Raw genomic sequence first — 26,108 nt, forward strand, 5'->3', positions numbered from 1 at the left:
GGACTCCTACCGGGTATGTGCCTGTAACGCCCTCACCGTCCGAAGATCGGCTACTCAGCGGTAGTGAGATCAGGAAAACTAACGACATGGGACGTCATGAGTGATCAACTAGCCACACTGTCCACGCTGTCCACCGAGCAGAGCGATCCGCGCTACAGCCGGATCGACCGGCTTCCCACCGACCAGGTGGCGCGGCTGATGAACGCGGCGGACACCGCGGTGCCCGCGGCGGTGGCCGAGGTGATCCCGGAGATCTCGGCCGCGGTGGACGCGGTCGTGGCCCGGATGAAGGCCGGGGGCCGCCTGTTCTACGTGGGCGCGGGGACGTCGGGGCGGCTGGCCGTACTGGACGCCTCGGAATGCCCGCCGACCTTCGGCACCGATCCCGAGCTCGTCCAGGGGGTCATCGCGGGCGGCACTCCCGCGCTGACCCGTTCGGTCGAGGGCGCGGAGGACGACCACGCCGGGGGAGCGGCCGCCCTCGGGGAACGGGGGGTGGGCGCCCTCGACGCGGTGGTGGGTGTCTCCGCCAGCGGTCGCGCGCCGTTCGTGCTCGGCGCGCTCGCCGAGGCGAGCCGTCGTGGCGCGCTGACCGTGGGACTGTCGTGCAACGCCGCGACCCCGCTGTCGGCGGCCGCGCTGCACCCCATCGAGGTGATCGTCGGCCCGGAGGTGGTGACCGGCTCCACCAGGCTCAAGGCGGGGACCGCGCAGAAGCTCGTCCTCAACATGATCTCCACGATCGCGATGGTCAAGCTGGGCCGCACGTACGGCAACACCATGATCGAGGTGTCGGCGATGAACTCCAAGCTGGCCGACCGGGCCGCCAGGATGGTCAGCGACATCACCGGGGCGGCCCTCTCCGCCGCCCGTTCCGCGCTGGAGGCCGCGGGATGGCACGTGAAGGTCGCGGTACTGATGATCGAGCACGGTCTCGACGCCGGTGGCGCCCGGCTCCTGCTGGAGCGGCACGGCGACCGTCTTGAGGCGGCACTGGAAGCCGCGAAGCAGGCCAGGGGCGCCTGAACCCCTGACCGGAACTCCGATGTGACGGGGACCGGTGCCAGGCGTGGAGCCGGTTCCACGCCTGAAACCGGGACCGGCGTCGGGAGCGAGTCCGGAGCCGAGGGCGGGAGCGGGAGCAGTGGCCGGTCGTTCCGATTGTTTCGATTCCGGGGAAGGTGCCCGGCTCGCCGGGATCCTCAAGGCGGCGGTGCCGCGTGTCTGCTCGGCGGCGGTGGCCGTGATCGCCGTGGACGGGGTCACGGTGGCCGCCGCCGTGGCGGGGGAGGCCGTGCGCTACGCGTCGGCCTCCGAGGACCTCGCCGGAGACCGCCCTCCCGCCCTCCGTGACTCGATCTTCGACCTCGCCTCGATCACCAAGCTCTTCACCACGGCCGTCGTCCTGTCACTGGCCGAGGACGGCCTTCTCGACCTGGACGAGCCCGTCGCGGCCCGGCTGCCCGGCGGCCATGACGACTGCGGCGGCCATGGCGGCTACGGGGGCGCTCCCGAGGCCACCCTGCGGCACCTGCTCACCCACACCGCCGGCCTGCCGCCGGGACGCAGGGCCCACGAGGAGATCCCCGGCGACGGCCCGGAGATCCGCGCCGCGCGCATGGAGCGGATCCTCTCCACACCGCCGATCGGTCCCGTCGGCGGGCGCTACCTCTACTCCGACGTCGGGCTGATCACGGCGGGCCGGGTGGCGGAGATCGCCGGTGGGGCCTCCCTGGACGAGCTCGCCCGTACCCGGGTCATCGATCCGCTGGGCCTGCCCGACACCGGCTACCGCCCCGCCGCGTCCCTGCTGCCCCGGATCGTCGCCACCGAGCACAAGCCCGAGCGCCCCGGTCCCGGATGCGTGCGCGGCGAGGTCCACGACGAGACCGCGCACGGCCTGGGCGGGGTCGCCGGCCACGCCGGGATCTTCTCCACCGCCGACGACCTCGTACGCTTCGCCGAGGCGCTGCGCACCGGGGGAGCGCCGGTGCTGGGTCCCGGCGCGGTCGCCGAGATCACCCGCGACCACGAGGTGAGGGGCGCGGACTTCCGCCACGGCCTGGGGGTGCGCATCGGCGACCCCGCGATCGTCGGCCCGCTGGCCGACGCCTACGGCCACTCCGGCTTCACCGGCACCTCGCTCGTCGTCGATCCCGGGCGTGCCCTCACCGTCGTCCTGCTGACCAACAACGTCCACCCCCTGCGCGGCCGCGCGGGCATCCGCGACCTGCGCCACTCGGTCGCCGCCGAGGCCCTGCGCCTGTCCTGAGCCCGCTGTTCTGAGCCCGCGCATGTGCTGTGATCCGCCTTTGAGCACGCGCCCGCGCTGCGGCCTGTCCTGAGCCCGCGCCCGCGCCGTGGTCCGCCCTTGAGACCGCATGCCCGCTCTGATCCCGCACACGCGTCCGTGGCCCGGCCCGCCGAATCCGCGAGGAGCCCCGCCGGGACCGGCCGGGATCGGCCGGCCGTTCCGGCGGGCGGAGCTCGTGTCTCCGTTTCACGCGGCGCCCTGTGACATGTCACCCGGACGGCCGGTGTTCGTGGCCACGAAGGTAGACGATCATGGATGGGCCGATTCGCTCTACTTCGACCTGGCGATGGCCTACCCGGCCGGTGCCCGGCGGTGGATCATTCTCTGGAAGCGGGAGGTTCGATGTCATTCAAGAAGAGCGGCTCCGTCAGGAAGAAGCCACCGGCCGGGAAGCCCACCGGCGACAACGACGAGACGATGAGCGGCGAGGAGAAGGGCGACACCGACCAGGACGACCCCTCGGACCTCTCGTCCTCCGAGGAGGAGGAGAAGGACCAGGTGTCGCCGGTCGCGCCGGTCGTCGACCCCCAGGCCGATCTGCGCAAGAACAAGCGACCGGATTCCCCGGACCCCCAGAATTCCCAGGACCCCTCGGTGTCCGGCAACGGTGGCGGGTGGCCCGTTCAAAACAGCGCGGCCGCGGAGAAGGCGCTCATCACCCTGCTGGGTGACCTGACCATGGCGATGTCGCTGATCCAGTCCATGACGTACGGGGAGTTCGTAGCCCTCCGGACCGTCAGCAAGAAGATCATGGCCATGGTGGACGGCTATCTGCCCGCGCAGAGCCAGGGCCTGTCCACGCGTGCGAGGATCGCGCACCTCTTCCTCCTGTTCCACGGCGTCGGGCGGCACGCGTCGCCGTTCCACGTCCTGCAGCTGGCCAGGCAGTTCCCCATCCCGCTCCACTCGGAACTGTGGCAGGCCATCGGGCTGGCGGTGGGCCTGCCGGGCGCCGGGCCGGGCGAGATCCTGGCGCGGCTGGCGGCGCAGGACGAATTGCTCACCGACGCCGACCTCCGGGAGGAGATCGGCGGTCTCACCCCGGACGCGGAGCGGCGGGCGGCCCTGCTGCGTGACTTCGACCTGGCGGCGATCGAGGTGAACCCGCTGCTCCACCTGGAGTCGGCCGCGCTCTCGTTCGCCATGCCGAACGAGAGCACGAGAGGGCTTTCCGCCGCCAAGGCGGAAAAGATCCAGGACGCCGTGCACAAGCGGCTCGCGGCCAAGATGAGCACGATCAAAAGCGAGATCATCCATGCCGGAGGCAGCAGCAAGGGATGGAGCGAGAAGTACCGCAGGCGCATCGCCACGAACCAGGACCTGGCGCTGCAGCGGGCCCTGGACCGGCTGGCGTGGGTGCTCGCCCATCTGAACGACACCCGCGAATGCGTCGCGGTGGCCCACACCGAGGGCGAGCTGCACATCTGGGCGAACAATCCCGACGACCGGATGGGGCAGGACCTGAAGCGGCTCGTCGAGGTCGGCAGAAGCCAGGACGAGGCCGAGGTGGAAGATCTCACCGAGACGCTCGACGAGCTGTGGGCACTCCTGAAGAGTTCCAACCTCGACGATCGGTCGGGGAGTGGCGGCGACCTGCACATGGCGGAGCGGCGCCTGCTCAAGGCGATGAACTTCCTCGCCGACCTGCAGCGGAAGTGGGCCGAACTGAAGGTCAGCGCACACGAGGAGACCTACAACCTCGACGGTGCGGACCGCAGGGTGCACACCGAGATGCAGGCCGCGACCCAGCTCCTCCAGCACCGCGAACGGGCCCGCAGCGAGGCGGTCCGGAAGACGCTGCACCTGCTGGACACGATCGTGATCGCCATCGGCATCTCCAAGCTGTGCTGCCTCAAGTGCTATCTGGGGATACTGGCCATGCGCGGGGAGGGCATCCAGTTCGGCGTCACCGGCACCCACCTCACCACCTACGCCTGGCCCGTCTCCCCGGCCCTCGTCGCCCCGGCGCTGCTCAAGGCGATCCTCGGCGTTCCCGACAATCCGACGGAGAAGGAGGACATCGCCCTCGCCGCCGCCATCGACGACAAGTTGCAGCGGAGGGCCGTCATCAAGGCGATCGAGAGCTTCGACCACGCCGGGGGCATGGGCGAGACCGGCTACGTGTCGAGCGAGGACGAGGAGGGGCTGGAGTTCGTCTACGCCCCCAGGCCCGACTCCGAGTCCGACTCCGAGTCCGATGAGGCCCCTCGCGGGGATAGCTCGAAACGGACCCTCGACGAGGCCGGGGAGGGGGAACAGAGCGAGGAGGACGGGCCGCCCTCGCCGAAGAGGTCCCGGAACGCGGCGTGGCAGGAATGGCAGGACGACATGCGGCAAGAGGACCAGGACGAGGAGGACGAGGAGGGCTCGGACGACGACTACACCCCGGGGAAGAGCTGAGGATCTCGCCCGACTCCGGCGGGAGGCGTCGCGTGCCGCCGGTCGTACGCCGTGACCGTACGGCCGACGGCGGAGGATTCCCTCCGGGCACGCCGGGAACCCCCGTCAGCGCCTTCCCCGCCGTGGCCGGTACGGGTCAGGAGGGCCTGCTCCGGCGGCGGTAGTCGGTCCTGAAGCCGTCGATGGCGTCCCTGGTGGCCCGCAGCGCCGCGTCCGAGGTCTCGAAGGTGCGCTGGGCGATGCCGACGAAGATGCAGTCGACGATCAGGAGCTGGCTGATCCGGCTGGCCAGCGCCCCCGGGCGGAAGGCGGTCTCCCGGCCCGCCGAGACCAGGACGTGGTCGGCGAGCCCGGCCAGGGAGGATCGAGGGTTGTTGGTGATGGCCACCGTGGTCGCGCCCGCCCGCTGCGCGACGCGCGTCGGCGCCAGCACGTCGGGGGTCTCGCCGGTGCAGCTCACCGCCACCACGACGTCGTCGGCGCGTACCAGCGCCGCGCTGGTCAGCGCGAGGTGCGCGTCGGTGTAGGCGTGGCCGGGCAGGCCGATCCGCATCAGCTTCTGCGCCATGTCGGCCGCCACCAGCCCGGAGGCGCCGACCCCGTAGACGGCGACCTTGCGCGCCCCGGCCACCGCCTCCACCACCATGCCCAGCCGGTCGGGGTTGAGCTGCGCCGCGGTGTCGGCCAGCGCCTCCGACTCGGCCCTCGCCACCTTCGCGATCACGTCGGTGAGCGGGTCGTCGGGGCCGAGGTCGCCGGGGACCAGCCGTTCTGGCTCGTCCCTGGCCACCGCCGCGGCCAGGGCGAAGCGCAGCTGGGAGTACCCGGCGAAGCCCAGGGCCCTGGCGGTGCGCACGATCGTGGCCTCGCTGGTGCCGGAGGCCGCGCTGAACTCGGTGATGGTGCTGCGGGCCACCACCCCGGGGTCGTCGAGGATGAGACGGGCGATGGACTGAGCCGCGGGGGTGAGGGAGGGGAGGACGGCCCTCACCGTGGCCACCAGGTTCACGGGGGTGGGGCCGTCGAGGACGTTCATTAAGCGCCTTTCATGTCATAAATCAGCCTATTGGGCGCCGGTCAGCCAGCGAGCCACGGCGCGGGCCGAAGCCCGGGAGATGCCGTTCGTGGTCACGTACACGGCTCCCGAGGGTTCGCCGGGCATCCCGGTCTCGACCACCACGGTGTCGGGGCGCAGCGCGACGGCTCGCGCCAGCAGCTCGCCGACCCAGGGGTGGCGCCTGGCGTCGTGCACGACCATCACCAGCGGGCGGCTCCCGTCGCTCAGGTCGGGCAGCTCGGGCGCCTCCACGGTGACGACGTGGCCGACGGTGCCCGGCAGCAGCTCGGTGAAGGCGCCGATGAGGCCGGTGAGCATGCCGGGCTCGACCGCCTCGCTCAGCCGGGGGGCGATGTCGACGACCAGCGGCGGCCCGGGGAGCACGGTCGGGGCGGCCGTGGCGGTCACGCGGATGGCCGCGCGGGCGGTGCGCAGGCCGAGCTCCTCGCCCTCGTCCCCCGGGCCCCGGGCGGCGATCCCCGCCGCCCGCGCCTCCGCGGTGGCGCTCTCGGCGTACCAGGCGGACAGGGCGAGCACCCGGGAGGCGGCCTCGGCCAGCCGGTCCTCGCCCAGCCTGCCCTCCCGTACGGCGTCCACGATGGCGTCGCGCAGCTCGTGGACGTTCTCGCCCCCGGGGGCGGAGATGCCCGCGCAGATCGCGTCGGCCCCGGCCGCCAGGGCACGGACCGCGATCTCCCCCGGGGAGTGGAGGGCCGCGACGGAGCGCATCTCGATGGCGTCGGTGACGATCATCCCGGTGAAGCCCATCTCCTCGCGGAGCAGCCCGGTCGTGATCCGCCGGCTCAGCGTCGCGGGGTTCTCCGGGTCGAGGGCCGGGATCAGCAGGTGCCCGCACATGACGGCCCGTACTCCGGAGGCCACCGCCGTGCGGAAGGGCGGCAGGTCGCGCTCGGCGAGGAGCCGGGGGGAGGCGTGCAGGGTCGGCAGGTCGTGGTGGGAGTCGGTGTGGGTGTCGCCGTGGCCGGGGAAGTGCTTGGCGCAGGCGGCCACCCCGGCCCCCTGGAGCCCGGAGATCCAGGCGGCGGTGTGCCGGGAGACCAGCCCGGGATCGGCGCCGAAGGAGCGGACGCCGATCACCGGGTTGACCGGGTTGGCGTTGACGTCCGCCACCGGGGCGTAGTCGAGGGTGATGTCGGCCGAGGCGAGGAGGCGGCCGATCTCCTGGGCGACCAGCCGGGTCCCCTCGACGTCGTCCCCCACGCCCAGCGCCCGGTTGCCCGGCCACGAGCTGCCCCGCGCGGCCTGCAGGCGGGTGACGGAGCCGCCCTCCTCGTCCACCGCGATCACCGCGGCGGGGTTCTCCGCGCGCAGCCGGGCGACCAGGTCGGCGGTGTGGCCGAGATCGGTGAGGTTGCGGGCGAACAGCACGGTCCCGCCTAGGCCCTCGTCGCCGAGCGCGCGAAGCAGCCATCCGGGCGGCTCGGTGCCGTCGAAACCCGGCTGGAGGACGGTCATGGCCAGCCGGGCCAGATCGGGGCTGCGGTGGGGCATTCGGTCACCTTCTCGATCGAGTTAGGCGTCTTCTGACAGGTCAGTGGAGGGAGGTGTCTCAAGGCAGATTACACATCAATGACAATTTTCTTCATTATCATTGCCTTCGAAGTAGCTTTCTGTCATTCTCGCGATCGAGAACCCGTGACCTCGTGATCCCGTGACCTCGTGCCGGTCCCGCGATCGTTTTCGCGTCCGCCCGCACATCCGCCGTCGTGCCCGCCTCGCGTCCGTCCCGCGTCCGTCCCGCGTCCGTCGTCATGTTCGCTCTCGCGCCCGCCACGCCGGAGACCGGTGCCCGCCCTCGCCCCGGCCTGGTGGCGTCCGGGCCGAGGTCGGCGGCCGAGGCCCGTGGCCGAACACCCCTGGAGTCCGCATGAGCTCATCCAGCCGGCGAACCGTCCTGCGCGGCCTCGCCCTCGCCGTCGCGGCGACCGCCGTCCCCCTGTCCGGCCGGGCCCCGGCCGCCGCCTCCGGGACCTCGTACGGGACCGGGGCCGGGCGGGTGCCGCCGCTGCGTCAGATGCGCGGCATGTGGATCGCCTCGGTCGCCAACATCAACTGGCCGTCGAGGGCCGGGCTGAGCGCCGAGCGGCAGAGGGCCGAGTACGTCGGCTGGCTCGACCTGGCGCGGGCCCGCGGGCTCAACGCGGTGTTCGTGCAGATCCGGCCGACCGCCGACGCCTTCTGGCCCTCCCGGTACGAGCCCTGGTCGCAGTACCTGACCGGCGTGCAGGGGCGTGACCCCGGCTACGACCCGCTGGCCTTCCTGGTGGCGGAGACGCACCGGAGGGGCCTCGCCTTCCACGCGTGGTTCAACCCCTACCGGGTGTCGACGCAGGCCGACCCGTCCCTGCTGCACCCCGACCACCCCGGCCGCAGGCATCCCGGCTGGATCGTCCCCTACGGCGGCAAGCTCTACTACAACCCCGGCATGCCCGAGGTCCGCGCGTTCGTGCAGGACGCGATGATGGACGCGGTCACCAGGTACGACATCGACGGCCTGCACTTCGACGACTACTTCTACCCGGTCAACACCACCGCCTTCGACGACGCCGAGGCCTACGCCCGCCACGGCGCGGGCTTCCCCGACCTCGCGGCCTGGCGGCGCGAGAACGTCGACCTCCTCGTACGGGAGATGCAGCGGCGGGTGCGGCGGGCCAAGCCCGAGATCGCCTGGGGCATCAGCCCCTCGGGCATCTGGCGCAACCGGGCCACCGACCCGCTGGGCTCAGAGACCGGCGGTAGCCAGTCCTACGACAACCTGCACGCCGACACGCGCGGCTGGGTCGGGAAGGGGTGGCTCGACTACATCGCGCCGCAGCTCTACTGGCACATCGGCCAGTCCAACGCCGACTACGCCAAGCTGGTCCCCTGGTGGTCGGACGTGGTGGCCGGCACGGGCACCCAGCTGTGGATCGGCCAGGCGGCCTACAAGGCCGGGGCGGCGGGCCAGCCCGCCGAGTGGTCCCGGCCCGGCGAGCTCGGCGAGCACCTCACCCTCAACGAGGGCCACCCCGAGGTCGGCGGCGACATCTGGTACAACTCCGGCGACGTGCGCGACGACCGGATCGGCTCGATCAGCGCCGTGGTGACCGGCCACTACACCCGTCCCGCGCTGTCCCCGCTGCTGCCCAGGCTCGCCTCCGGCCGGGCCCCGGGCCGCCCGCTCGTCCCCTCGGCGCGCCGGGTGCGCGGTGGCGTCGAGCTGCGCATCCTGGCCACCGGCCGTAAGACCCCGTTCCAGTACGCGATCTTCCGGCTCGACCGGCGGGCCGGGCCCGGGGACCTCGCCGGCGCCCGGCACCTGGTCGCGGTCGTCCCCGCGGCCCGCGACCTGCGTTGGACGGACCCGGCGGGTGCCGGGGGCGCGTACTACCACGTGGTGGCCGTCGACCGGGCCGGACGGCTGAGCCCGCCCAGCGTCGGCCGCCGCGCCCGTGGTGACGGCCCGGCGGGCCCAGGGGATCGCGAAGGGGCGTGACGGAGAGAGAAGGAGCGTGAAGGCCGTGGGAAGGAGCCGGGAGGAGCGGGGAGGAGCGGGTATGCGCGTGCTGGGGTTGATGTCGGGGACGTCCCACGACGGGATCGACAGCGCGGTCGTGGACTGGTCCCCGGACGGCGACGTGCTCGTCGGCGCCGTCGAGCACACCGGCACGCGGCCGTACGAGGGATGGCTCCGCGAGCGCATCGCCGCCGCGCTGCCGCCCGGCCCGGCAGACATGGCCGAGGTGTGCCGGCTCGACACCCTGGTCGGGCAGGCGTTCGCCGACGCCGCCGAGGCGTGCGGGCCGGTGGACCTCGTCTGCTCGCACGGGCAGACGATGTTCCACTGGGTGGAGGACGGCCGGGTGCGCGGCACGCTGCAGCTGGGCCAGCCCGCCTGGATCGCCGAACGGACCGGCGTGCCGGTGGTCTCCGACCTGCGGGCCAGGGACGTGGCCGCCGGAGGGCAGGGCGCGCCGCTGGTCTCCTACCTCGACCTGCTGCTCCTGGACGGGCTGCCGGGGCCGAGCGGCGCGCTCAACCTCGGCGGGATCGCGAACCTGACCGTGCGGGACGCCGGGACGGCCTACGACACCGGCCCGGCGTCGGCGCTGATGGACGCGGCGGTGTCGGCCGCCACGGGCGCGCCCTACGACGAGGACGGCCGCCTCGCCGCCTCGGGGGAGGTGCACGAGGGGTTGCTGGCGGACCTGCTGGCCGAACCGTACTACCGGGCGCCGCCGCCGAAGAGCACCGGCAAGGAGCTGTTCCACCCCGGTTACCTGGACGGGAAGGCGTCGCCGTACCGGCCGGCACTGCCCGACCTGCTGGCGACGCTGGCCGCGCTCACCGCGGAGACCGTCGCGGCGGAGATCCGGCGCCACCGCCTGGAGACGGTGGTCGTCTCCGGGGGAGGGGTGCGCAACCCGGTCCTGATGGCGATGCTGGCCGCGCGGGCCGGGGACGCGCGCATCGTGCCGAGCGACGAGCTCGGCGTCCCCGCCGACGCCAAGGAGGCGATCGCCTTCTCGCTCTTCGGCTGGCTGACGGCGCACGGGCTGCCCGCGACGGTCCCCGGCTGCACGGGCGCGTCAGGCCCCCGCCTCCTCGGCGCGATCACCCCCGGCGCCGGGGCGCTGAGGCTACCGGAGCCCCTCGGCGCGGGCCCTCGCCGCCTGCGCTTCACCTCGGCGGCGGCGTCGGCCGGATAGGTCGTGAGAAGGCGTTCCTCCGGTGGCTCCCGGCCTTTCGGCCTCCCCGGCTTCCGAGCCGGAGGGCCGGGGAGGCCTGGGCGGCCGGGCCAGGGCGCGGGCGGGCCGGGGCGCGGGCGTCGTGGCGGTCGGACAGGGGCCCGCCACGACGCCCTCCAGGCGCGAAACCCCGGCCCGCCTCCTGCCGGCGACCCGGCTAGGATCGTCAAGCTCCTACATGGAACGTTTCACGATTTCACTATCCTATATACCCTACAGGAATAGTGGGTTATGCTGGGTCACGTGTCAGGTTCCCCATCGGTCGCCGTCGTCGGCGGCGGCGCGAGCGGCACGCTGGCGGCCGTCCACCTGCTCCGCGAGGCGCGGGCGCGGGCCATGCCGCTGGAGGTCGTGCTGATCGACCAGCACGGGCGGCACGCGCTGGGACAGGCGTACTCGACCACCGATCCGCACCACCTCCTCAACGCCTGCGCGAACAGGATGAGCGGGCTGGAAGACGACCCCGGCCACTTCCTGAGCTGGGCCCACGACGACGGGCTGGACGTCTCCGCGTCCGACTACCTGCCGAGGCGGACGTACGGGCGCTACCTCCAGGACCTGCTGGCCGGGGCCGAGGAGTGGCCCGTCCGCGTGGTGCGCAAGGTGACGGGCACGGTGAGCGCCCTGACCCGGGGGCGGGGAGTGCGGGTCCACCTGTCCGACGGCGGCCTGATCGACGCCGAGGCCGCCGTCCTGGCCTTGGGCAACCGCTCCCAGTCCGCCCGGCTGCCGGTCGTGGACGCCGCGAGCCCCGGTTACGTCGCCGACCCGTGGGCGCCGGACGCGCTGGCCGGGATCCGCGACGGCGCGCCGGTGCTCGTGCTGGGGACCGGGCTGACCATGGTGGACATAGCGGTCACCGTGACCCGGGCGCACCCGGACACCGTCGTCCACGCGGTGTCGCGGCACGCGCTGCTGCCGCGGACGCACCCCCGGCCCGTTCCGCCCCCGGTCCGGACGCCGGTCCCCGACGGGCCGCTGGGGATCGGCGACCTGCTCCGCGCCGTACGCCTCGCCGTGCGGGACAACGGCGGCGACTGGTACGGCGTGGTCGACGGCCTGCGGCCCCAGGTCCAAGGCCTGTGGCCCCGGCTCTCCCTGGACGACCAGCGGCGGTTCCTCGGGCTGGCGGCCCGCTACTGGGAGGTCCACCGGCACCGGATCCCTCCCGTCACGGCCGCCAGGATCGCCGACCTGCGGGCCACCGGCCGCCTCAGGGTGCTGCGCGGCCGGCTGATCGGGGCCGCGCCCGGTCCCGGCGGGCTGCGCGTCCGGGTGGGCGCCGACGGCGCCGTACAGGAGATCGACGTCGGCTGGCTGGTCAACGCCACCGGGCCCGGCGCCGACATCACCCGCGATCCCCTCCTCGCCGACCTCGTCGCCGACGGCGTGGTCCGGCCGGACCGGCTCCGGCTCGGGCTGGACGCCGCTCCCGGCGGCGCGGTCCTGGACGCGGGGGGAGCCCCGGACGACCGGATCTTCACGCTGGGCCCCCTGCTGCGCGGGAGCCTGTACGAGACGACGGCGATCCCGGAGATCCGCGCCCAGGCGGCGGCCCTCGCGCCACGCCTCGTGGAGACGCTCGCCTCCGGCGCCCGCCTGCCGTCCTCCGCGCGGGGCCAGCACGTGTGAGGGCGGGAGCTCCCCGGCGGGCCGGCGCCTCGGACCGCGTCGCCCTCCGCGTCGCCGTACCTCTGCCGGGAGCGCCGGGAGCGCCGGGAGCGCCGGGAGCGCTGTCGGGAGCGCGGCCGTTGGACGCGTCCGGTGCGGCCCACGGGCTTGACCTTCAGCGGGGTTGAGGTCCCATCCTGGGGAGACCCACGACGAAAGAGGATTCCCATGAGCGAGGATCTGGTCGACTTCTGGTTCGATCCCGGTTGCCCCTGGGCCTGGATCACCTCCCGCTGGATCCTGGAAGTGCGCGAGGTGCGCCCCGTCACGATCAACTGGCGGGAGATGAGCCTGGCGGTTCTCAACGAGAAGCAGGACATGTCCGAGGAGTACCGCGAGATCGTCGAGCTCGGCCGGGGCACCATGCGGGTGTTCGCGGCGGCGCGCGCGGCGGCCGGGGACGCCGCCGTCGGCGACCTGTACACCACGCTCGGCACCCGATACCACGGCGAGGACGGCCTGTTCCAGCGGTCCCGCGACGTGCCGAGGGAGGGCGGTCTCGCGGGCTGGCGGGCCGCGATGGAGGCCCTGGAGCCGGTGATCGCCGCCGCGCTGGCCGACGCCGGGCTGCCCGCCGAGCTGCTCGCCGCGAGGACCGACGGCACCTGGGACGAGGCTATCCACGCCTCGCACGCCCTGGTGCCGACGGGGAGGCAGAAGCAGTCGCTGATCGGCGTCCCGACCATCTCGGTGAACGGGCACGCCGGGCAGTTCGGTCCCGTCATCAGCGAGATCCCGACCGGCGAGCGGGCCGGGCGGCTCTGGGACGCGTTCAAGGTGCTCGCCACCGAGGAGACGTTCTTCGAACTCAAGCGGGTCACCGACCGGGCGGCTCCCCGCACCTACCTGGAGGCTCCCTAGCGCGTGAGAGGCGCTTTCCCCCGCGAGCCCCATAGCGTGGTAGGGGGCGTTTCCTCCAGCGTCCTCGCCGCCCTTGACGGAGAAATAACCGGCTTTTTCGCGAACGATACGCCTGATCATGTTCGTCGCCCCTCACTGAGGGCAGGCCCCCGAGTGTGATGGAGTGTGAGGTTCGCCGGCACCGCCGTCGCGGTGCCGACCTGCGGAAGCGTGATCGCCGTTCTGGGGCTTGTTCGCGGGGCGGCTTCTCCGGTACGGCGGGCGGACCACTCTCTCCCCGCGTCACGGTGGCGTCGAGTAGCGGTTTGTGTCGATGAGTCGGGGAGACCGCTCCGCTGACGGCCGCGACCGCGTGACCGATGGCGGGATCTCCCTCACTCGTAACGTCGCGGCAGCGCGACAGGGATGGGGCCGGGAATGAGGATCGTTGGGATCGCGGGAAGCCTTCGCCCGGGGGCGTACGTCTGGAGGCTCCTGGAGGCGGCGGCGCGCGAACTGCCCGCGACGGTGGACTTCGAGATCTGGCGGGGCCTGGACCAGGTACCGCCCTCCGAGGACGGCGAGCTCCCGAGGCCGGTCGCCGATCTGTGGCACCGCCTCTCCGGCGCGGACGGTGTGCTGATCACCGCGCCCGCGCACAGCGCGCTCCCCGTACAGCTGGGACACACGCTCGACTGGATCTCGTCCGCGCGCGGCGGCGCGGTCCTGGTGGGCAAGCCGGTGGGCGTGGTGACCGCCTGCCCGCGCGCCCACGAGGGGATGTGGACGCAGATCCAGCTGCGCAGGGCCCTCGGCGCGGCGGGCGCGGTCGTGTGCGGCGCGGAACTCGCCGTCTCCCCGGCCCCTGACCGGTTCGACGCCGACGGCAGGCTCGCCGACCCGGGCTACCGGGCCCGTCTCCGCGGCGTGCTGGACGAGATCTGCTCCCCCTCCCTCACCGGGACCGGTTCTCTCCGCGGGTCCGCCGTGTGAGGTCCGCCCGACCGCTCACCGGGGCCCTCGGGCCCCGGTCCTCAGGATCCGCCGTACGGATCCCGCCGTACGGCCCCGATCCTCCGGGTGCCCCTCGATCCGCCGGGAGGCGACCGCCGCGTCGTGCGTCACGAAGGGACGAGGAAGGGAGGCAGCCGTGGGGAGATCCGGCCAGGAGGTGGCGCTGCGCGCTCTCGGCGCGGCGCTCGACGTGCACGCCCCGACGGCCCGCCACGGCGTGCGGACGTTCCCCGAGGGCACACCGTTCCTGTGGCTGACCGTTCCCGGAGCGGGAGGCGCCACCGTCTTCCTTGAGGAACGCCACTGGATCTGCCTGAGCGAGCCCGACCGGGGCGGGGTGACCGTCCAGCTCGTCGCCGGCGGGGTCGACGACGACCCCGCCCTCGTCGTGGGACGCCTCCTGACCGTCATGACGCCGGTGCCCCGCCCCGCGGGCGGCCTGGCCCGCGCACTGAGGGTGGGCCTGCTCGGTCTCGCCGGAGGCGCGGGCGTGGGGCTGCTCGCCGCGCTGCTCATGGCGATCCTGGTGGCGGGCAACGGCTACACCTCGGACACGACGATCGGCGCGGTGTACGTCCTGGCCGCGCTGATCGGCGTCGGAACCGGGCTCTGGGTGTCCCTGCGCTGGTGGCGGATGGACGGGGACCCGCGTGATCGGGATTCCCGTGGGCAGGGACCGTAGGGACGACCACGTGGAGGAACGACATGGCCGAGCTGCTGGCGATCTACAACGAGAGCGCGGGAAGCGCCGACGACGAGGCCAGGACCGCCGCCCTCGAAACGCTGCGCGGCGGTGGCGCCGACGTGATCGAGGCGCCCGCCGGGGAGAAGGACCTGGACGAGATGCTCGACGCCTGTCCCGGCAGGGACGTGGTCGTGCTGGGCGGTGACGGCACGCTGCACGTGGTGGTCGCCACCCTGCACCGGCGCGGCGAGCTGGACGCCCGCACGGTGGGGCTCGTCCCGCTCGGCACCGGCAACGACTTCGCCCGTGGCCTGGGCGTCCCGCTGGACCCGCCGGTCGCGGCCCGCGTCGTGCTCGCCGGACGGCCCCAGCCGCTCGACCTCCTGGTGGACGACGAGGGCGGGGTCGTCGTCAACATGGTCCACCTCGGCATCGGCGCCGAGGCGTCCGAGGACGCCACGCCGCTCAAGCCGGTGCTCGGGCGGCTCGCCTACGCGGCGGGAGCGCTGATCGCGGGGGTGCGGAGCCCCGGCTGGAAGCTGCGCGTCACCGTGGACGGCCGCTCCCTCGGCGGCGGGCGCCCGGTGCTCATGGCCGGCATCGGCAACGGCGTCACCATCGGCGGCGGCACCCCGCTGGCCCCCCGCGCCAGGCCCGACGACGGCATGGCCGACGTCGTCGTCTCACTGACGACCGGCCCGCTGGACAGGCTCGTCTACGCCCTGCGGCTGCGCAAGGGAACCCACCCCGGCCTGCGCGACGTGATCACCACTCGCGGCAGGGAGGTGACCGTGGAGGGCGGCCCCGTCCCGGTGAACGCCGACGGCGAGCTGACCGGCCGGATCACCCGGCGCAGCTGGACGGTCATGCCCGCCGCCTGGCGCATGTTCACCTGACGCCTTCACCTGATGCCGCGCCCGCTCCGTCGTCCGGGGCGGGTACGCGGGAGCCCGGCCGTCCGGCGGGCGGCCACTCCGGGAGGCGCCCGGGGCGCCCGCCGGTCGCCCGCCGCCGGCGCCGTCAGCCCAGGGACTCCGAGACCAGGTCGCGCGCCTCCTGCTGCACCCGCTCCAGGTGCTCGGGGCCCTTGAAGGACTCGGCGTAGATCTTGTACACGTCCTCGGTGCCGGAGGGTCGGGCGGCGAACCAGGCGCTCTCGGTGGCGACCTTGAGCCCGCCGATGGCGGCGCCGTTGCCGGGGGCCGAGGTGAGCACCTGGGTGATCTCCTCGCCGGCGAGGCTGCCCGCGGTGACCTGCTCGGCCGAGAGCTTGGCGAGCACCGCCTTCTCCTCCCTGGTCGCGGGGGCGTCGACGCGGGCGTAGGCGGGGTCGCCGAACCTGGACACCAGGTCGCGGTAGTGCTCGCTCGGCGAGCGGCCGGTGGTCGCGATGATCTCCGAGGCGAGCAGCGCCAGGATCAGGCCGTCCTTGTCGGTGGTCCACACCGAGCCGTCGCGCCGCAGGAACGACGCCCCGGCGCTCTCCTCGCCGCCGAAGCCCAGCGAGCCGTCCAGCAGGCCCGGCACGAACCACTTGAACCCGACGGGGACCTCCATCAGCCGCCTGCCCAGGTCGGCGGCGACCCGGTCGATCATGCCGCTGCTCACCAGCGTCTTGCCGATCCCGGCGTCGGCGGGCCAGCCGGGCCGGTGGGAGTACAGGTAGGAGATCGCCACGGCGAGGTAGTGGTTGGGGTTCATCAGCCCCCCGTCGGGCGTGACGATGCCGTGCCGGTCGGCGTCTGCGTCGTTGCCCGTGGAGACGTCGAAGGCGTCGCGGTTGGCGATGAGCGAGGCCATCGCGTACGGCGACGAGCAGTCCATCCGGATCTTGCCGTCCCAGTCCAGCGTCATGAACCGCCACGTCGGGTCGGTCAGCGGGTTGATCACCGTCAGGTCCAGCCGGTGCCGCTCGGCGATCTCCCCCCAGTACGCGACGCTCGCCCCGCCCAGCGGGTCGGCGCCGATGCTCACCCCCGCCTCCCTGATGGCGTCGAGGTCCAGCACCGAGGGCAGGTCGTCCACGTAGTGGCCGAGGAAGTCGTACCGGCCGGTCGTGTCGGCGGCGAGCGCCCTGGTGTACGGGACCCGCCTGACCTCCTTCAGGCCGTCGGCGATCAGCGCGTTGGCCCGGTCCTGGATCCAGGAGGTGGCGTCGGTGTCGGCCGGACCGCCGTGCGGCGGGTTGTACTTGAATCCGCCGTCGCCCGGCGGGTTGTGCGAGGGGGTCACCACCACGCCGTCTGCCCGCCCCGAGGAGCGCCCCCGGTTGTGGGCGAGGATCGCGTGGGAGACCGAGGGGGTCGGGGTGTAGCCGTCCCGGCTGTCGATCACGACCGTCACCCCGTTGGCCGCGAAGACCTCAAGCGCCGAAACCCGGGCAGGTTCCGACAGGGCGTGGGTGTCGGCGCCGAGGAACAGCGGGCCGTCGATCCCCTGCGCCGCCCGGTACTCCACGATCGCCTGGCTGGTCGCGAGGATGTGGTCCTCGTTGAACGCGACGTTCAGCGAGGAGCCCCGGTGTCCCGACGTCCCGAACGCCACCCGCTGGCCCACCTCGCCCGGATCGGGATGCAGGGCGTAGTAGGAGGTCACCAGGCGGGCCACGTCGACAAGATCGGACGGCCTGGCGGGCTGGCCCGCGTGTTCGTGCGTCATCGCAGTCTCCTCACATCACACCTGAGCTAACCGTATCTGCCCCCAAATCGGATAAGCCTGCACAACTCATGGAGGGCTCGTGGTGAACAGGTGGCCACGCACTCTCCGCAGGCCGTTGACAACGTTGTCATCGGCGTCGTACCTTCAGCCTGTTTGCCCGGTCACTTGGGTGTCGCACCCTTTGTGGCATCGATCAGCGGAGGATCCCCTTGCCCAGCCGCGTGGTGTCCCCGGTGGCCGCCTGCCGTACCTCCGCCTGCCGTCCCTCCGGGTTCCGGTACGCCGGGAAGGCCGGCCGATGACCGCCCTCGCGATCGACATCGGCGGCACCAAGTTCGCCGCGGCGCTGGTCCGGCCGGACGGGACCGTGGCACGCAGGGCGGAACTGCCGGTCGGCCAGGACCCCGAGGCGACGCTGGTCTCGCTCGTCCGGCACATCCGCGACGTCCCCGCCGGTGAGGATCTGGGGGATCTGGCCGGGGTCGGCATCGGCTCAGCCGGGCCCCTCGACGCCGTCGCAGGCACGGTCAGCCCGGTCAACATCCCCTCCTGGCGTGAGTTCCCGCTGGTCGGCGCGGTGAGCGAGCTCCTTCCCGGCCTGCCGGTCACGCTCGCGGGAGACGCGCAGTGCATGGCGCTGGGGGAGTGGTGGCGGGGCGGGCACTCGCGCTCCCGGGCCCTGCTGGGCATCGTGGTGTCCACCGGCGTGGGCGGGGGCCTGGTCCTCGGCGGGGTGCCGTACGTGGGACCGACCGGAAACGCCGGGCACATCGGGCACATCTCCGTGGACCGCGACGGGGAGCTCTGCCCCTGCGGTGCGATCGGCTGCCTGGAGACGATCTCCAGCGGCCCGAGCACGGTCCGCTGGGCGCTGGCGAACGGCTGGAGCGCCCCTCCGGACGCGCCCCCGGACGCCCGCGCGCTCTCGGCCGACGCCGCGCGCGGGGTCCCCGTCGCCCAGCTGGCCTTCCAGCGGGCCGCCGACGCCCTGGCCGTGGCGATCCTCAGCACGGCGGCGCTCTTCGACCTCGACGACGTCGTCATCGGGGGCGGCGTCTCCGGGGCGGGGGAGACCCTGCTCGCCCCGCTGCGCCAGGCGGTCGCCAAGCGGGCGGGCCTCGGCTTCCTGCGCGGCCTGAGGGTCGAACGTACCTCCCTGGAACGCGACGCCGGCCTGTACGGCGCCGCGGCCCTGGTCCTCCCCGTCGCGGGGTAGCGGGCCGCGTTCTCTCCTCCGCCCGCAGGCGGAGGTGTCCACGCTAAGGAGAACCGATGAGCTCACTAGCCGTCCAGCTGTACTCCGTACGCGAACAGGCGGCCGTCGACCGCCGCGCGGTGCTGCGCCGCATCGCCGACATGGGCTACGGCGCGGTCGAGCCGTACGACGCGCACCTCGACCCGGAAGGTCTCGGTGAGGACCTGCGGGAGGCCGGGCTCTCGGTGTGCAGCGTGCACGCCCCGCTCCTCGACGAGCGGCGCGCGGCCGCGCTGGCCGGGGCCGTCGCCGTCGGCGCGGAGACGGTCATCGTGCCCGCCGCCCCCGCCGAGTGGTTCGCCGACAGGGAGGGGGTCGAGCTGGCGGCCAGGAACATCGGCGAGGCGGCCCGCGAGGCGGCCGACCACGGGCTGCGGCTCGGGTACCACAACCACTGGTGGGAGCTGGAGCAGCGGGTGGACGGCCGTCCCGCGCTGGAGGTGCTCGCGGAGCTGCTCGACCCCTCGATCCTGCTGGAGGTCGACCTCTACTGGGCGGCGACCGGCGGGGTCGACCCGTCGGGACTGCTGACCCGGCTCGGCGAGCGGGTGAGCCACCTGCACGTCAAGGACGGCCCCGCCACCCAGGAGGGCCCGATGACCGCGGTCGGCTCCGGCCGGGTGCCCATCGTGGACGCGCTGAACACCGCGCCGGACGCGGTACGGATCGTGGAGCTCGACCACTGCGCGACCGACATGCTCCAGGCGCTGGCCGACAGCCACGTCTACCTGACCGGTCTCGCCGCCGCCGGGCGGGTGAGCTCGTGACCGGCCCGCTCGGGGTGGCGATCGTCGGCTGCGGGAACATCAGCCACCAGTACCTGGGCAACCTCACCACCTTCCCCGGCGTGCGGGTGGTGGCGTGCGCGGACCTCGACCTGGACCGCGCCCGTGAGGTCGCCGAGCGGTACGGCGTGCCGGTGGCGACCTCCCCGGAGGAGGCGATCTCGCACCCCGACGTGGAGCTGGTGGTGAACCTCACGATCCCCGCCGCGCACGCCGAGGTGGCGCTCGCCGCCGTCCTGGCCGGGCGGCACGTCTACAACGAGAAGCCGTTCACCGTGGACAGGGAGTCGGGCGCGAGGCTCGTCGAGGCCGCCGCCTCGGCTGGGGTGCTCCTGGGCAGCGCCCCCGACACCTTCCTGGGTGCCGGGCTGCAGACCGCGGCGAGGCTCGTCGCCGAGGGGGCCATCGGCACCCCGCTCACCGGCCTGGTCCTGTTCCAGACGCCGGGCCCCGAGTCGTGGCATCCAAACCCCGAGTTCTTCTTCCAGCCGGGGGCCGGGCCGCTGTTCGACATGGGACCGTACTACCTGACGACCCTGGTGACCCTCTTCGGCCCGGCGACGCGGGTGACCGCGGTCGGCCGCAGGGCCAGGGACGAGCGGGTCGTCGGCTCCGGTCCCAAGGCCGGGGCGCGTTTTCCGGTGGCGGTGCCCACCCACACGACCGCGCTCCTGGAGTTCGCCGGGGGACAGGCCGCCACGATGGTGTTCAGCTTCGACTCGCCGCTGCGCCGCACCGGGTTCGTCGAGATCACCGGCACCGAGGCGACCATGCAGGTGCCCGACCCCAACACCTTCGGCGGCGAGGTGCGGCTGCGCCGGGCCGACGACGACGAGTGGGTGCCGGTCCCCACGAAGGGCACCGAGGCCGGTCGCGGCCTGGGCGTGCTCGACATGGCCCAGGCCATCCGCGAGGGGAGGCCGCACCGGACCACCGGCGAGCTGGGCCTGCACGTCCTCGACACGATGATCGCCGTCGCGGAGTCCGCGGAGCGGGCCGAGTTCGTGGAGATCGCCAGCACCTGCCCGATACCCGCCCCGCTGCCCGAGGGGTGGGACCCGGCCGCGATCCGTTTCGACTGACGCCTCCGGGCGAGGGCTTCGACGGAGAGTTCCGGCCGGTGGCTTGGGCGGGTGACTTGAGCCGGTGACTTGGGCCGGTGGCTTCGGACGGTGGCTTCGGACGAGGGTGAGAGCAGGACGACGCGAGGGGTGGACCGTTTCCCGGTCCACCTCTTGCGCTTGTTACTTGCCTGAGTTATTTATTACCTATGCAAGTAACGAAGCCGCCGAGCCTGGCGGCAGCCGCGCGACGCGCCCAGATCGTCGAGGCGGCGATCGAGACGATCGCCGAGCTGGGGTACGGGCAGGCCTCCTTCGCGCGCATCGCCGAGCGGGCCGGGCTCAGCAGCACCCGCCTGATCTCGTACCACTTCCAGGGCAAGAACGAGCTGATCGCCCAGGTCGTCGCCGAGGTCTACCGGGAGATCGGCGAGTTCATGTCCGAGCGGGTGCGGGCGGAGCCCACGGCGAGCGGGGCGATCAGGGCCTACATCACGGGCAACGTCGAGTTCATCGCCACCCACCGCGTCCAGATGAGGGCGCTGTACGAGATCTTCGTCAACTACCGGGGCGAGGACGGCGAGCGTTCCCACGACGCGGCCACCGACCTGAGAACCCTCTCCCACATCGAGGAGATCCTGCGCTGGGGCCAGCGGGAGGGCGAGTTCCGCGCCTTCGAACCGAGGGTGATGGCGATGAGCATCCAGCGGTCCGTGGACGGGCTGCCCTTCCTGATGGAGGCCGACCCCGACGTCGACACCACTCTCTACGCCGCCGAACTGGTGACCATCTTCGACCTGGCCACGCGGAGCGGGGGATGAGAGCCGAACGGGAGGCGCGGGCGAAGCCGGAAACGAGAACGGGGGCGGGGATGGGAACGGAACCGGAAGCGGGGACGGGGACGAGAGTGGGCGCGGGGGCGGAGCTGGAAGCGGGGACGGGCGCGGGCGTGGAGCCGGGGACGGGGACAGGAACGGGGACGGGGACGAAAGTGCGGGCGGGCCGTCGGGCGGCGGCCGTGCTGATGCTCGTGGACCTCGTCCTGCCCATCGGGCTCTACTACGCCCTGCGCGCGGCGGACGTCGGCTACGTCACCTCCCTGGTCGTCAGCTCCCTGGTGCCCGGCACCGGAATGGTCGCCACCCTCGTCAGGGAGCGCCGCCTCGACTCCGTGGGCCTGTTCATGGTGAGCGCCATGCTGGTGAGCGCCGGGCTGTCGGTCGTCGGCGGCAGTCCCCGTTTCCTGCTCCTCAAGGGCGCCCTGGTGATGGTCGTGGCCGGAGGCTGGTTCCTGGCCACCGCCCGGGGGCCGAGGCCGCTGGCCCTGCAGTTCTCCCGGCCGCTGCTGGAGGGCCGGGTCGGCGCCAGGGACGTGTCGTGGGACGACCTGTGGGCCGCCTCGCCGCGCTTCCGCCGGGTGTGGCGGGTCTCCACGGTCATCTGGGGCGTCGGGGCGCTGGTCGACGCGGCCCTCCGGGTGGTGATCGCGCTGACTCTCCCGATCGACCTCGCCGTGGGGCTGGGCGGCCTGCAGTACGGGGCGTTCTCGATCGTGATACTGGTGATCGTCAACGTGTACCAGGCGCGCGCCGGGCTCCATCACCCCCGTTCGGACCTCTACCGCGTGGAGGGCCGTACGGCCCCGGAGCCCGTCGCCTGAGCCGGTCCCGGGGGAGAGGAGCTAAGGCGCCTGGTCGGCGGGACCGACGATCTTCAGGTCCGGCTTGGCGGGCTCTTCCGCGGAGTCCTCCAGGCGGGCACGGAGGCGGGTGCGGATCTCGTCCGGGGTGTACGCCTGCCGCCGGCGCTCGGCCCGCGCGATCACGACCCCCGTGGCCGCGACGCCCGCCACTCCTGCCAGACCGAGTATCTTCCACCATCGCATGTGCCTACGCTATCGGAATGTCCGGCAAGAGCATCAGCCTCGATGAGGCCGTCAACCTGACCCGCACCGGCGACGTGTGGCTGTTCCGCGGTCGTACGGTGCCCGATCGAGCCATCCAGACCATGACGAACAGCCCCGTCAACCACGTCGGCATGTCGGTCGTCATCGACGACATGCCGCCCCTGATGTGGCACGCGGAGCTGGGCCGCTCCCTGCCCGACCTGTGGTCGGGAACCCACCAGCGCGGCGTCCAGCTGCACGACCTGCGGGAGGCGGTCACGGTCTGGGCGACCAGATACGGCCAGCGCGGCTGGCTGCGGCAGCTGGAGCCGCAGACCCCCCGCGAGATGGAGGACGCCGTCCTGCGCACCGTCGCCCGGCTGGACGGCACGCCCTTCCCGTCGACGGCGAGGCTCGCAGGCCGCTGGATGAAGGGACGGGTGCCCAAGCTCTTCAAGCGAGGCACGGAGGAGAGCGCCCTGGAGAGCGCCTACTGCGCCGAGGTCGTCGCGGTCACGTACGAGGCCATGGGGCTGCTGCCGGGAGGACGGCGTCCCAACTGGTACGACCCGGGCCGGTTCTGGAGCGGCGACGACCTGGAGCTGACCGGGGGGTTCCGGCTCGGGGGAGAGATCACCGTGAAGCTGGGGTAGGCCGTACGGGGAACGGAGCGGCGGGCGCAACCCCCGGCACCCGCCCGCTCGAAGACATGGGCGGCGGGTCCCCCACCCGGGGGACTCCACGGGCTCCACGGACCCCGTGCCGCCGTCGACCCGGGGGGATGCGTCATGCGGGACACGGTGGTCATCGTCGGTGCGGGGCTCGCCGGTCTCGCTTGCGCCCTCCGGCTGCGCTCGGCGGGAGCGGAGGTCCGCGTCGTCGAGGCGGCGGACGAGGTGGGCGGCCGGGTGCGCACCGATGTCGTGGACGGCTTCCGGCTGGACCACGGCTTCCAGGTGTTCAACACCGCCTACCCGGAGGCCGCGCGGGTCCTCGACGTCGCCGCCCTGGACCTGCGCCCGATCCCGTCCGGCCTGATCTCCTTCGAGAGGGGACGGCGGGAGCGGATCATGCTGCCCTGGCGACACCCGGGCCAGGCGCTCGGCGGGCTCCTGGCCGACGTGGGCTCACCGGCCGACAAGGCGGCCCTGGCGGCGCTGAGCGCGAGAGACGCCCTGCTGCCGGTGAGCCGGTTGCGCGGCGGGCGCGAGCGCACCACGCGCGAGGAGCTGCGGCACCGGGGCATCTCGCCGAGGATGGTCGAGAAGCTGATCCGCCCGTTCCTGTCGGGCGTCGTCCTGGAACGGGAGCTGGAGACCTCCAGCCGTTTCTTCCACCTCGTCTGGCGTTCCTTCGTCCGGGGAACGGTCGGGGTGCCCGCACTCGGCATGGGGGAGATCCCCCGGCAGCTCGCGGCGCGCCTCCCCCCGGGGGCGCTCGCGCTGGGCACCCCGGTCGCCGCCGTGACCGCCGAGGGGGTGGAGACGGCCGGGGGCGTGACGATCCCGGCCCGCGCGGTGGTGGTGGCCACCGACCCGGCCACGGCCGCCACGGTCTGCCCGGGGCTGGAGATCCCGGCGATGCGCTCGGTGACGACCTTCTACCACGCCGCCTCCCGCTCCCCCATGGACGGCGACCCCACGCAGATCGTCGACGCGGAGGGCCACGTCACCGACACCCTGGTCATCAGCGACGCCGCGCCCGGGTACGCCCCGCCGGGCCGCGCGCTGGTCTCCACGTCCGTGCTGGGAGTCCTCTCCGGCACGGACGAGCCCCGCGTCAGGGCGCGGCTGTCGCAGATCTACGGGACCGACACCTCCGGCTGGGAGCATCTGGCGACGTACGCCGTCGGGGAGGCGCTGCCCGCGATGGTGCCGCCGTTCCCGCTGCGGCGCGCGGTGCGTCTCGCGCCGGGCCGCTACGTGTGCGGGGACCACCGCGACACCGGTTCGCAGCAGGGCGCCCTGGTCTCCGGACGCCGGGCGGCCGACGCCGTCCTGGCCGACCTGGGCGCCTGACCCGGGAGAGCGTCCCTCAAGCCTGTCAGGGTCACTCAAGCCGACCTGGGAACGTCCCTCAAGCCTGTCAGGGGAACGTCACTCAAGCCGACCCGGGAACGTCCCTCACGTCGGCCGAGGGGACCCTCCCAGGTCGGCCGGGCGGTTCTCAGGCCAGCCGGGCGGGGAAGCCGCCGGTGGCGATGGGCCCCCAGCGCTCCGGGGTGACGCGCAGCAGCGACTTGCCCTGCCTCGCCATGGCCGCCCGGTACTCGTCCCAGTCGGGGTGCTCACCGGAGATCGACCGGTAGTAGTCGACCAGCGGTTCGAGGGCCTCCGGCAGGTCGAGGACCTCGGCGGTGCCGTCCACCTGCACCCAGGGGCCGTCGAAGTCGTCCGACAGGACCACGACGCTGACCCGCGGGTCGCGGCGGGCGTTGGAGGTCTTGGCACGCTCGGGGTAGGTGGACACCACGATCCGGCCCTCGGAGTCGACGCCGCAGGTCACCGGGGACGCCTGTGGCCTGCCGTCGCGCCGCGTCGTGATGACCAGCGCGCGGTGGCGGTCACGGAGGAAATCCAGGAGCAGGTCGCGGGAGACGACCTCGTTGGTTGCGATCTTCGGGCTCATGATTCCCACTCTACGGGGATCCGGCACGCCCGAAATAACGCCCCATCGAATGGAAAATGGCCATCTTTCTCGGGAGATATGTGGTCAAGAGTGTTCTAGTGGGGCATTTAGCACCAAATATCAGGGAATTGATCTCCAATGCAGGACATGAGTGGCTCGGGAACCCGCCGACGGACCCGGATGGCTCATCCGCCCAAACAAGGAGATAACCGTGAAGCAGAAGTCTCTTCTGGCATCGGCCCTGACCGTGCTCGCCCTGACCGCCGTCCCCGCCGCGCACGCGGTCGCCGCCGACGCGCGGGTCTTCTCTCCCACACCGATCCCGACGGACTCGGCTCTGCCTACGGACAGCGCCTCGCCCACGGACAGCATGTCGCCCGAGCCCTCCGGAGCGATGACGGAGCCGTTCGGCCCCGGGTGCGCGTCCCTGCCCGCCAGCGGCGAGGGCAGCCTCAGCGAGATGGCCTCGCAGCCGGTCGCCACCGCGGCCGCCTCCAACCCCGCCCTGTCCACGCTCGCCCAGGCGGTCGAGCAGGCCGGCCTGACCGAGACGCTCAACTCGGCCAAGGACATCACGGTGTTCGCGCCCACCAACGACGCGTTCGCCAAGATCCCGAAGGACACGCTCGACAAGCTCCTGGCCGACAAGGCACAGCTGACCAAGGTCCTGACCTACCACGTCGTCGAGGGGAAGAAGGCTCCGGAGGACCTGACCAGCGGCGAGCTGACCACGATGCAGGGAGGGACGCTGACCGTCGCGGGCTCCGGTGAGGACTTCACCGTCAACGGCGCCAAGGTCGTCTGCGGCAACATCCAGACCGCCAACGCCGTCGTCTACCTCATCGACACGGTGCTCACGCCGAAGTAACCGCGGTGACGCGACGCTCGTGACGGCCACGACGGTCCCGCCGGCCGTCGTGGCCCGACCGGCCGGGTCCCGTATCCGGCCGGAGCGATCCGACCGGAGGAGGGGTGCCCTCGCGGGCGCCCCTCACCCGCGTCCACCGCCCGCCCGTACCCCGCCGCCCATACCCGCCCATACCCGTCTCGTGCCATCCGACGATCAAGGGGACGCAGTGCGACTAGCGCCCCGATCCGCGGGTAACT

At 73.0% G+C, this 26,108-nt stretch carries 23 protein-coding genes; 18 read left to right on the plus strand and 5 right to left on the minus strand.

Annotation, left to right across the window (positions count from 1 at the left end):
* The first annotated feature begins 96 nt into the window (after positions 1–96).
* The 3 genes from murQ (at position 97) to ACSC1Q_RS27045 (ending at position 4,714) form a co-directional block, all read left to right on the plus strand.
* On the plus strand, positions 97–1,026 hold the full coding sequence (gene murQ / locus ACSC1Q_RS27035) for an N-acetylmuramic acid 6-phosphate etherase (RefSeq protein ID WP_350971758.1): 930 nt from the start codon (positions 97–99) through the stop codon (positions 1,024–1,026).
* 187 nt (positions 1,027–1,213) lie between these two features.
* Entirely contained in the window at positions 1,214–2,272 is a 1,059-nt protein-coding gene (locus tag ACSC1Q_RS27040; RefSeq protein ID WP_436761487.1) for a serine hydrolase domain-containing protein, read from the plus strand.
* 384 nt (positions 2,273–2,656) lie between these two features.
* A complete protein-coding gene (locus ACSC1Q_RS27045; protein ID WP_436761488.1) occupies positions 2,657–4,714 on the plus strand; it encodes a hypothetical protein in 2,058 nt (685 codons plus the stop codon).
* A gap of 136 nt (positions 4,715–4,850) precedes the next feature.
* Here the strand turns inward: ACSC1Q_RS27045 and ACSC1Q_RS27050 are convergent, their stop codons facing one another.
* Positions 4,851–5,750, minus strand: a complete 900-nt coding sequence (locus ACSC1Q_RS27050; RefSeq protein WP_436761489.1) for a MurR/RpiR family transcriptional regulator — start codon at positions 5,748–5,750, stop codon at positions 4,851–4,853.
* A 27-nt stretch (positions 5,751–5,777) separates the two neighbouring features.
* Positions 5,778–7,283 carry a glycoside hydrolase family 3 protein gene (locus tag ACSC1Q_RS27055; protein ID WP_436761490.1) on the minus strand — a complete coding sequence of 502 codons (1,506 nt, stop codon included), beginning with the start codon at positions 7,281–7,283 and terminating at the stop codon, positions 5,778–5,780.
* Between the two features lie 376 nt (positions 7,284–7,659).
* Between ACSC1Q_RS27055 and ACSC1Q_RS27060 the strand changes: the two genes are divergently transcribed.
* From ACSC1Q_RS27060 to ACSC1Q_RS27090, 7 genes are all read left to right on the plus strand, one after another.
* Positions 7,660–9,267: a glycoside hydrolase family 10-like protein gene (locus tag ACSC1Q_RS27060; RefSeq protein ID WP_436761491.1), complete on the plus strand. Its 1,608-nt coding sequence runs from the start codon at positions 7,660–7,662 to the stop codon at positions 9,265–9,267.
* A gap of 61 nt (positions 9,268–9,328) precedes the next feature.
* Complete coding sequence (locus ACSC1Q_RS27065; RefSeq protein WP_436761492.1) at positions 9,329–10,480, plus strand: anhydro-N-acetylmuramic acid kinase; 1,152 nt, start codon at positions 9,329–9,331, stop codon at positions 10,478–10,480.
* A gap of 282 nt (positions 10,481–10,762) precedes the next feature.
* Entirely contained in the window at positions 10,763–12,151 is a 1,389-nt protein-coding gene (locus ACSC1Q_RS27070; protein ID WP_436761493.1) for an FAD/NAD(P)-binding protein, read from the plus strand.
* Positions 12,152–12,358: 207 nt separating this feature from the next.
* A complete protein-coding gene (locus tag ACSC1Q_RS27075) occupies positions 12,359–13,051 on the plus strand; it encodes a mycothiol-dependent nitroreductase Rv2466c family protein (protein WP_436761494.1) in 693 nt (230 codons plus the stop codon).
* Positions 13,052–13,468: 417 nt separating this feature from the next.
* Complete coding sequence (locus ACSC1Q_RS27080) at positions 13,469–14,023, plus strand: NADPH-dependent FMN reductase (protein WP_436761495.1); 555 nt, start codon at positions 13,469–13,471, stop codon at positions 14,021–14,023.
* A gap of 157 nt (positions 14,024–14,180) precedes the next feature.
* Complete coding sequence (locus ACSC1Q_RS27085) at positions 14,181–14,726, plus strand: hypothetical protein (RefSeq protein ID WP_436761496.1); 546 nt, start codon at positions 14,181–14,183, stop codon at positions 14,724–14,726.
* A gap of 23 nt (positions 14,727–14,749) precedes the next feature.
* A complete protein-coding gene (locus ACSC1Q_RS27090) occupies positions 14,750–15,625 on the plus strand; it encodes a diacylglycerol/lipid kinase family protein (RefSeq protein WP_436761497.1) in 876 nt (291 codons plus the stop codon).
* A 124-nt stretch (positions 15,626–15,749) separates the two neighbouring features.
* Here the strand turns inward: ACSC1Q_RS27090 and pgm are convergent, their stop codons facing one another.
* Positions 15,750–17,387, minus strand: coding sequence for a phosphoglucomutase (alpha-D-glucose-1,6-bisphosphate-dependent) (pgm, locus tag ACSC1Q_RS27095; RefSeq protein WP_436761498.1), 1,638 nt, complete (start codon positions 17,385–17,387; stop codon positions 15,750–15,752).
* Between the two features lie 298 nt (positions 17,388–17,685).
* Between pgm and ACSC1Q_RS27100 the strand changes: the two genes are divergently transcribed.
* The 5 genes from ACSC1Q_RS27100 to ACSC1Q_RS27120 all read left to right on the plus strand — a co-directional run bounded on the left by ACSC1Q_RS27100 (position 17,686) and on the right by ACSC1Q_RS27120 (position 22,148).
* The gene (locus tag ACSC1Q_RS27100; protein WP_436761499.1) at positions 17,686–18,603 is read left to right on the plus strand and encodes an ROK family protein; all 918 of its coding nucleotides are present in this window, start codon (positions 17,686–17,688) and stop codon (positions 18,601–18,603) included.
* Positions 18,604–18,659: 56 nt separating this feature from the next.
* Positions 18,660–19,409 (plus strand): sugar phosphate isomerase/epimerase family protein, encoded by a 750-nt coding sequence (locus ACSC1Q_RS27105; RefSeq protein ID WP_436761500.1) that lies wholly within the window; start codon positions 18,660–18,662, stop codon positions 19,407–19,409.
* On the plus strand, positions 19,406–20,509 hold the full coding sequence (locus tag ACSC1Q_RS27110; RefSeq protein ID WP_436761501.1) for a Gfo/Idh/MocA family protein: 1,104 nt from the start codon (positions 19,406–19,408) through the stop codon (positions 20,507–20,509). Before ACSC1Q_RS27105 ends, ACSC1Q_RS27110 begins: the two co-directional genes overlap by 4 nt.
* Positions 20,510–20,697: 188 nt before the next feature.
* Positions 20,698–21,309 (plus strand): TetR/AcrR family transcriptional regulator, encoded by a 612-nt coding sequence (locus tag ACSC1Q_RS27115; protein ID WP_436761502.1) that lies wholly within the window; start codon positions 20,698–20,700, stop codon positions 21,307–21,309.
* A gap of 170 nt (positions 21,310–21,479) precedes the next feature.
* A complete protein-coding gene (locus tag ACSC1Q_RS27120; protein ID WP_436761503.1) occupies positions 21,480–22,148 on the plus strand; it encodes a VC0807 family protein in 669 nt (222 codons plus the stop codon).
* Between the two features lie 21 nt (positions 22,149–22,169).
* Here ACSC1Q_RS27120 and ACSC1Q_RS27125 read toward each other — a convergent pair whose 3' ends face one another.
* On the minus strand, positions 22,170–22,373 hold the full coding sequence (locus ACSC1Q_RS27125) for a hypothetical protein (protein WP_436761504.1): 204 nt from the start codon (positions 22,371–22,373) through the stop codon (positions 22,170–22,172).
* Positions 22,374–22,390: 17 nt separating this feature from the next.
* Between ACSC1Q_RS27125 and ACSC1Q_RS27130 the strand changes: the two genes are divergently transcribed.
* Together ACSC1Q_RS27130 and ACSC1Q_RS27135 are read left to right on the plus strand one after the other, a co-directional pair.
* The gene (locus tag ACSC1Q_RS27130) at positions 22,391–23,026 is read left to right on the plus strand and encodes a hypothetical protein (RefSeq protein WP_436761505.1); all 636 of its coding nucleotides are present in this window, start codon (positions 22,391–22,393) and stop codon (positions 23,024–23,026) included.
* 135 nt (positions 23,027–23,161) lie between these two features.
* Positions 23,162–24,391 (plus strand): NAD(P)/FAD-dependent oxidoreductase, encoded by a 1,230-nt coding sequence (locus ACSC1Q_RS27135; protein WP_436761506.1) that lies wholly within the window; start codon positions 23,162–23,164, stop codon positions 24,389–24,391.
* Between the two features lie 148 nt (positions 24,392–24,539).
* Here ACSC1Q_RS27135 and ACSC1Q_RS27140 read toward each other — a convergent pair whose 3' ends face one another.
* A complete protein-coding gene (locus ACSC1Q_RS27140; RefSeq protein WP_436761507.1) occupies positions 24,540–25,001 on the minus strand; it encodes a PPOX class F420-dependent oxidoreductase in 462 nt (153 codons plus the stop codon).
* A gap of 211 nt (positions 25,002–25,212) precedes the next feature.
* Between ACSC1Q_RS27140 and ACSC1Q_RS27145 the strand changes: the two genes are divergently transcribed.
* Entirely contained in the window at positions 25,213–25,869 is a 657-nt protein-coding gene (locus ACSC1Q_RS27145) for a fasciclin domain-containing protein (protein ID WP_436761508.1), read from the plus strand.
* The last annotated feature ends 239 nt before the right edge of the window (positions 25,870–26,108 follow it).

Origin of the sequence: Streptosporangium heterodermiicola, from assembly GCF_051390675.1 — a bacterium.
Classification (GTDB): Bacteria; Actinomycetota; Actinomycetes; order Streptosporangiales; family Streptosporangiaceae; genus Streptosporangium.

Bases quoted from the DNA above. Each gene is read 5' to 3' on its own strand.
- murQ (WP_350971758.1), top strand. From the start codon at position 97: ATGAGTGATCAACTAGCCACACTGTCCACGCTGTCCACCGAGCAGAGC.
- pgm (WP_436761498.1), bottom strand. From the start codon at position 17,387: ATGACGCACGAACACGCGGGCCAGCCCGCCAGGCCGTCCGATCTTGTC.
- ACSC1Q_RS27045 (WP_436761488.1), top strand. From the start codon at position 2,657: ATGTCATTCAAGAAGAGCGGCTCCGTCAGGAAGAAGCCACCGGCCGGG.
- ACSC1Q_RS27080 (WP_436761495.1), top strand. From the start codon at position 13,469: ATGAGGATCGTTGGGATCGCGGGAAGCCTTCGCCCGGGGGCGTACGTC.
- ACSC1Q_RS27130 (WP_436761505.1), top strand. From the start codon at position 22,391: ATGTCCGGCAAGAGCATCAGCCTCGATGAGGCCGTCAACCTGACCCGC.
- ACSC1Q_RS27050 (WP_436761489.1), bottom strand. From the start codon at position 5,750: ATGAACGTCCTCGACGGCCCCACCCCCGTGAACCTGGTGGCCACGGTG.
- ACSC1Q_RS27100 (WP_436761499.1), top strand. From the start codon at position 17,686: ATGACCGCCCTCGCGATCGACATCGGCGGCACCAAGTTCGCCGCGGCG.
- ACSC1Q_RS27055 (WP_436761490.1), bottom strand. From the start codon at position 7,283: ATGCCCCACCGCAGCCCCGATCTGGCCCGGCTGGCCATGACCGTCCTC.
- ACSC1Q_RS27115 (WP_436761502.1), top strand. From the start codon at position 20,698: ATGCAAGTAACGAAGCCGCCGAGCCTGGCGGCAGCCGCGCGACGCGCC.
- ACSC1Q_RS27135 (WP_436761506.1), top strand. From the start codon at position 23,162: ATGCGGGACACGGTGGTCATCGTCGGTGCGGGGCTCGCCGGTCTCGCT.
- ACSC1Q_RS27125 (WP_436761504.1), bottom strand. From the start codon at position 22,373: ATGCGATGGTGGAAGATACTCGGTCTGGCAGGAGTGGCGGGCGTCGCG.
- ACSC1Q_RS27075 (WP_436761494.1), top strand. From the start codon at position 12,359: ATGAGCGAGGATCTGGTCGACTTCTGGTTCGATCCCGGTTGCCCCTGG.
- ACSC1Q_RS27065 (WP_436761492.1), top strand. From the start codon at position 9,329: ATGCGCGTGCTGGGGTTGATGTCGGGGACGTCCCACGACGGGATCGAC.
- ACSC1Q_RS27060 (WP_436761491.1), top strand. From the start codon at position 7,660: ATGAGCTCATCCAGCCGGCGAACCGTCCTGCGCGGCCTCGCCCTCGCC.
- ACSC1Q_RS27105 (WP_436761500.1), top strand. From the start codon at position 18,660: ATGAGCTCACTAGCCGTCCAGCTGTACTCCGTACGCGAACAGGCGGCC.
- ACSC1Q_RS27140 (WP_436761507.1), bottom strand. From the start codon at position 25,001: ATGAGCCCGAAGATCGCAACCAACGAGGTCGTCTCCCGCGACCTGCTC.
- ACSC1Q_RS27090 (WP_436761497.1), top strand. From the start codon at position 14,750: ATGGCCGAGCTGCTGGCGATCTACAACGAGAGCGCGGGAAGCGCCGAC.